The following is a 5,729-nucleotide window of genomic DNA, read 5'->3' as shown; positions in this document are numbered from 1 at the left end:
ATAAACAGATAACTTTAAAAGAATTAATTGAAAATAATTCTACAATCCTTTTTGATAATTCACAATTTTTTTATTATAAAAAGACCTTATTTCAAGACTCTCAATTAAATAATTCTGGATTTTTACGTTATTTCTTTGAAGAAAATAATATGATAAACGCTAATTCTGAAAAGGGCACATTTATGAAAGATTCCATTAGCTTTTCTGATGATTCCATATTTGATATACTAGAAAAAAGATTAGACCTTTTAGGATATACTGATATCATTTGTGATGATTTAGGTAATGAACGTGCTGATTACATTGCTTTCGATGAAAATCGCTTATCATTTTTCCATGCAAAATACAAACAAGTAGATAGAAACCGAGGAAAAAAATCTGCATCTGCGTTACATGATGTAGTTAGTCAAGCGTTAAAAAATCTAGTTTTTCTAGATAATATCGAAAATATTAATTTAGATCAAATATATAAAAATAAGTGGTCAAATAAATATATAAATAATGAAATAACAACACAGATTAATCGAATAAGAAAATCTGCCAATGATGATTCTATAGCAACAAGACTCCAAGAAACAAATAGACAAATTAATGTCCAAAGATATATGGTTTTAGTTGTAAATTTTATCTCAAAAATTGAAATTACCAACTACATACAAAATCAATCTACTGATACACAAATACAACAAATTATTTGGCTACTTTCTTCTTTCATTTCTACTTGTCAAGAAATGAATATAATTCCTCAAATTATATGTAAACCTTAAATAAATTGAAGAAAAATGAAAATTAAGCCTGAGATCGCCCGTGAAATTTTACTAGATATTGAAGAATTACCATAAACACTCTACTGCATTTTTATCCTCAAATTCAAATAAGTTTAATAGAGCAAAACAATATGATCTTGAAACAATAACTTTTTACTGTAAAAAATTATCCAAAACTGATTTTCTAACGCATAAATCAATATATTCCTCCAATAAATTATATTATGCCACTATCTATATATTATATATGATGGTCATAAATTTTTAGAGAAAATCAGAATTCCTAAAATTGGGAGATTAACTATAGATATAGCATCTAAAATAAACACATTTTCATTAGAATTTTATCTTAAATTACATCTAATATCATTTCGAATTCTATAAAACAAACGCCCCCTCAGAATCTCACTTCTAAGGGGGCTTCTTTATGCTGATTTCTCTCCTGCTTCTTCCGTTTTTGTTTTCTTATTTGTACCAACCAAACGGCGCTTGCTGTCTCGGATCGTATTGAGGTCTTTGAGGAGTTTGTTCAAGTGGGCTTTCTCTGGATAGGCTTCTGCGACGGCTGCTGTGTAGCGCACAAAGAGGTCGTAAGTGTGGGAGATTTCGTTGCGCAGCTGTTTGGTTTTACCGACTTCCTTGGCTGACTTGGCTGCACGCGCTTCTGCTTCTACTTTATCATAGTCCGCTTGGGCTGCTATCACAGCCGTCAGCATAGGGAGAAGACCCAGACTCGTCACAGCTCCCTGATAGGGCTCTTCCTGCAATGTTTTAAGCAGACTCTTAATCTCAGCCGTTGCGACAGCATTGGTATGCTTGGTGATATCTTTATACTTTTTAAAGACTGGCAGCAAGACTTCATAGGCTTCTTTCAAGTCTCTATCTTTGATTTTGGCGAAGCCCTTATGCAAGATAAAAAGACCAATCAGGGCGTTATCTCGCTCCTTGTCTAGGTCTACGAGACTCATAGAGTCTTTCTTTTCCACATTGGCCAATTGAGCCTGAAACTGCTCTAGCTTGCTATGGAAGCTTTCTAGGTGCTTGCTATACATATCCTCATCTCTATAGGAACTCGTAAAAATCGTGAGTACCTGATAGGAATCAACCATTAGACTCTCAAACTCACGGTGAGTCAGATTGCTATAAGACAAGGGGCGAATGGTGTAAGTAGTGTTTATCATAAAACCTCTCCAATATGTTTGATAAAGCAAGTATAGCATGTAGAGATGAAGCTTGGTGTCTCTTGCCCTAAAATGTCATTTTTTATCCCTGAAAGGAGCATTTTCTCAAAAAATGGATCCTCTTCCCAGCTCTTCCTCTTCTTTTTCAAAATAAAACTAGAAAAAATCGCCCCCTCATCTGGCACTTGTTTTTGACGACAAGTTGACTGAGGAGCGATTGATTTTATAAATAAAAGAGAAAAGAGTCTTCTAGGCCTAGGTTACTATAATTTTATAGGAGAAATGGCCAGCCGAGGCCTAGATTGCCATGAATCTATAGGAAAAGTAACCAGCCAAGGCCTAGGTCACTACAAAACTTCATTAAATACTAATAACTAGTACAGAGGGTAGATTGATTTCAACACAACTGATACACATCAGAGGTTTAAAAATCCATCCCATCTGGATTAGGTGCCCCGCCTTCCAAACCGCTGATATTTTTAAGAATTTCTAGGTCAGCTGGACTCAGTTCGATGTCAAAGCAGTCCAGATTGCTAGCAATCCGACTCGGAGTGACTGACTTAGGCAGGGGCAGGAAGCCTTCTTGTAAGCTCCAAGCTAGGGCGATTTGGGCAATGGTCTTGCCATACTTATCTGCTATCGCCTGCACAGCTGAATTTTGGAAGAGCTCGCCCTGGCCAAATGGTCCCCAAGCTTCAAGTAGGATATCATGGGCACGGCAGAAGTCCACTGCCTCTGTCTGATAGACACCTGGCGCTAGGCGGATTTGATTGACAGCTGGAGTGATGCGCGCTGTTTCCAGCAGAGCCACTAGGTGATGAGGCAGGAAATTGCTGACGCCGATCGCTCGGATCTTAGCAGCTTGATAAAGGTCTTCCATAGCCCGCCAAACTTCTGCATTACGCTTTTGCCAAGCCCCGTCTTCTCGTAATGGCTTAGGATTTGGCCAGTGGATAAGGTAGAGATCCAGATAATCCAGCCCTAACCGCTCCATGGAGCTGTCAAAGGCTTCCATGGCCTCTTCATAAGTATGCTTGCTATTCCAGAGCTTGGTGGTGATGAAGAGCTCTTCACGCGGAATGCCGCTGTCTTTAATTGCTCGACCGACACTCTCCTCATTCTTATAGATAGCTGCTGTATCAATGTGGTGATAGCCAGCTTTAAGAGCGGCTAAGACTGCCTGATAAGCCTCTTCTCCGTCCTGAGCCTTCCAAGTACCAAAGCCCAAGACTGGAATCTTGACACCATTGTTAAGGGTATAATTTTTCATATCTCTTCTCCTTATTTTTTCTTTCTTTTGGTCAATGTTGGCTTAAAAATATTTTCCTTGGTTGGAGCCATACCTCGGCTGAAAAAGCTGTAAATGATAAAGGCCAACCCAGCAATAAATATCAAGAAACGATGCAGTAGCAATCCAAAGAAGAGGAACACCAAGCCCATTCCCATAAATTTATAATCAATCTTTTTCATCCTGTCCTCCTCGTTTGTGATAACCCTATTATAACATCTTCTCTTTCATTGAGAAAGCCCTACCATCTGTTAAGAAAAATATCTCAGAGACTTTCTAGTTGCGCCAACTGTTCTAGCTTTGCCCAAGTCCCTCTAGTAAATCCTAGGGAAAAGCAGCAACCCTACATTAAAAAGGATAGGTTACCCCATCCTTTCTAAAAATATAAGGAGACTCAATTAAAGAACACTGGATGTAGCTTCAAAGCGCTTTTCACCATCCAGATAAGTAGCAACCAGCTCCAAATCCTTGTCCAGAACGATAAAGTCGGCATCGTAGCCTTCCTTGATCTGGCCACAAACATCGTCAATGTGGACGGATTTTGCTGGGATGAGACTGGCCATCATGACCGCTTGGTGAGGATTTGCAATGCCCCACTCAACCACATTTTTCAGGCCGTCTTTGAGCTGCAGGATTGATCCTGCCAAGTTACCAGTCGATTTGAGACGAGCTGTACCATTGGCTACCACCACTGGAAATTCTCCCAGCATATAGTCGCCGTCTTCCAGCCCACCTGCAGTCATACAGTCTGTGATGAGAGCTACATGTTCATGGCCCTTTTGCTTGAGCAAAATATCACAGGCCTTGGGATCTACGTGGTGACCATCACAAATCAACTCTGCGTAAGTGTGGGGCAGCTCGTACATAGCCCCAACCATACCCAGCTCACGGTGGGTCAAGCCTCGCATGCCATTGTAGGCATGTACCCAGACACTGGCTCCTGCTTCTACTGCTGCCTTGGCTTCGTCATAGGTCGCATTAGAGTGCCCCAAAGCCACTGTCACACCTTCATCAGTGATGGTGCGGACAAATTCCTCTACGCCCTCGCGCTCAGGTGCCAAAGCAATCTTATTAAGCAGACCATTGGCTGCCTTTTGCCAAGCACGAAATTCATCCATACGAGGATCCTTCATGTAGGCTGGGTTTTGGGCACCCTTGTACTTTTCAGTGAAGTAGGGCCCTTCAAAGTAGAGACCGCGAATCTTGGCACCACTTGCTTCTTGATAGCGAGCACCAATATTTTCCGTCACAGCTAGGAGTTGCTCGTAAGATGATGTCAGCGTGGTCGGTAGGAAACTGGTCACTCCAGTCGTTAAAAGACCTTCACTCATGGTATGGAGGGTACCTTCGATGTTATTGTCCATGACATCGACCCCACCAAAACCATGGATATGGGTATCCACCAGACCCGGTGCAACAGAGTAACCTGTATAATCCACCACTTCCGCATCCGCAGGGACTTCCTGTACTAATTTTCCAAATTTTCCATCAATCACTTCTAAAAATCCACCCTTGCGAATCCCTTGAGGATAGAAGAACTGATCGGCTTTTATATATTTAGGCATCTGACTGCCTCCCCTTGTTCTATTTCTATTGACTCTATTATAACGCTTTCTATTTTATTTGTAAATGGTCTATACCTCTTTTTTAGAAAAATTTATTATATTATTTAAATCAAGAAAAGAGAGTGCGACAGAAATCGGTCATTCGTTAGAATTCGATTTCGCCGTCTCACCTCCGCACAGTTGAGTAGGGCTGTAAAAGTTGATGAAATCAGCGAAATAGAGTCCACCCAACCACTGCGTCTTGCTAGACAATCCAAATACAATTGAGAGGCTAGGACTTTTTATACGAAAACTCAAAAGAGCGCAAAAAGACTCCCCTTGTGATATAATGAAAGTGAAAAAATTGTATTAGGCTACTGGCTCGTCTCTAGTAGCCTTTTTTGTAGCACAAACTCCTGATAAGTAAGATTTTCTTTCAAAAGGATATAAGCTATTTTAAGAAGTTGATGTGCGAGTGCAATAGTTGCTTTTTGCGGTCCTCTCCTGCTTTGAATCTGGTAATAACGCTCTACTAGTGGACTTCCTTTTTGTTTTTTTGCAGCAAAAACTGTTTGACAGAGACACCTTTTTAAATAGGAATTGCCATGTCTGATTTTTGTGCTCCTCTTTTTACCGGCACTTTCATTATTTCCAGGACACAAACCAGCCCAGGAAGCGAGATGTCCAGCTGTTGGAAACGGGCTCATGTCTACCCCAATTTCCGCTATGATCACAGAGGCTGTAATGAGATCAATACCAGGAATAGAATCTAGGATTTCCACTGGTCTCTCATAGAGATTTAGATAGCCGTTCATACGCTCTTCCAAACAATCGATTTCTTTTTGATAAAAATCGTAAATCTCCAAGGACTGACCTAACATAAAACGATGATGAGCCGAAAAATACCCATCAAGTGCCTCAAGGAGTTGGGGAACTTTTCTTTTCAAAC

General features: G+C 40.4%; 6 protein-coding genes. 1 reads left to right on the top strand and 5 read right to left on the bottom strand.

Annotated features, from left to right (window positions below):
* The coding region (locus tag D8793_RS11970) for a hypothetical protein (protein WP_221765967.1) at nucleotides 1-767 on the top strand (767 nt) is incomplete at its 5' end.
* Between the two features lie 425 nt (nucleotides 768-1,192).
* On the opposite strand, the gene D8793_RS11705 is transcribed toward D8793_RS11970, so the two are convergent.
* From D8793_RS11705 to D8793_RS11680, 5 genes are all read right to left on the bottom strand, one after another.
* Nucleotides 1,193-1,945, bottom strand: coding sequence for a DUF6261 family protein (locus tag D8793_RS11705; RefSeq protein ID WP_185761071.1), 753 nt, complete (start codon nucleotides 1,943-1,945; stop codon nucleotides 1,193-1,195).
* Between the two features lie 427 nt (nucleotides 1,946-2,372).
* Nucleotides 2,373-3,218 (bottom strand): aldo/keto reductase, encoded by an 846-nt coding sequence (locus D8793_RS11695; protein ID WP_125372382.1) that lies wholly within the window; start codon nucleotides 3,216-3,218, stop codon nucleotides 2,373-2,375.
* Between the two features lie 11 nt (nucleotides 3,219-3,229).
* Nucleotides 3,230-3,418 (bottom strand): hypothetical protein, encoded by a 189-nt coding sequence (locus D8793_RS11690; protein ID WP_061911057.1) that lies wholly within the window; start codon nucleotides 3,416-3,418, stop codon nucleotides 3,230-3,232.
* A gap of 216 nt (nucleotides 3,419-3,634) precedes the next feature.
* Nucleotides 3,635-4,801, bottom strand: coding sequence for an N-acetylglucosamine-6-phosphate deacetylase (gene nagA, locus D8793_RS11685; protein ID WP_125372383.1), 1,167 nt, complete (start codon nucleotides 4,799-4,801; stop codon nucleotides 3,635-3,637).
* 353 nt (nucleotides 4,802-5,154) lie between these two features.
* On the bottom strand, nucleotides 5,155-5,729 hold a 575-nt coding region (locus D8793_RS11680; protein ID WP_142999387.1), incomplete at its 5' end, for a transposase.

Origin of the sequence: Streptococcus cristatus, from assembly GCF_003943465.1 — a bacterium.
In the GTDB taxonomy this organism is placed as follows: domain Bacteria; phylum Bacillota; class Bacilli; order Lactobacillales; family Streptococcaceae; genus Streptococcus; species Streptococcus cristatus_C.
The sequence above is the reverse complement of the archived record's forward strand: the minus strand, read 5'-3'. Positions and strand labels throughout refer to the sequence as shown.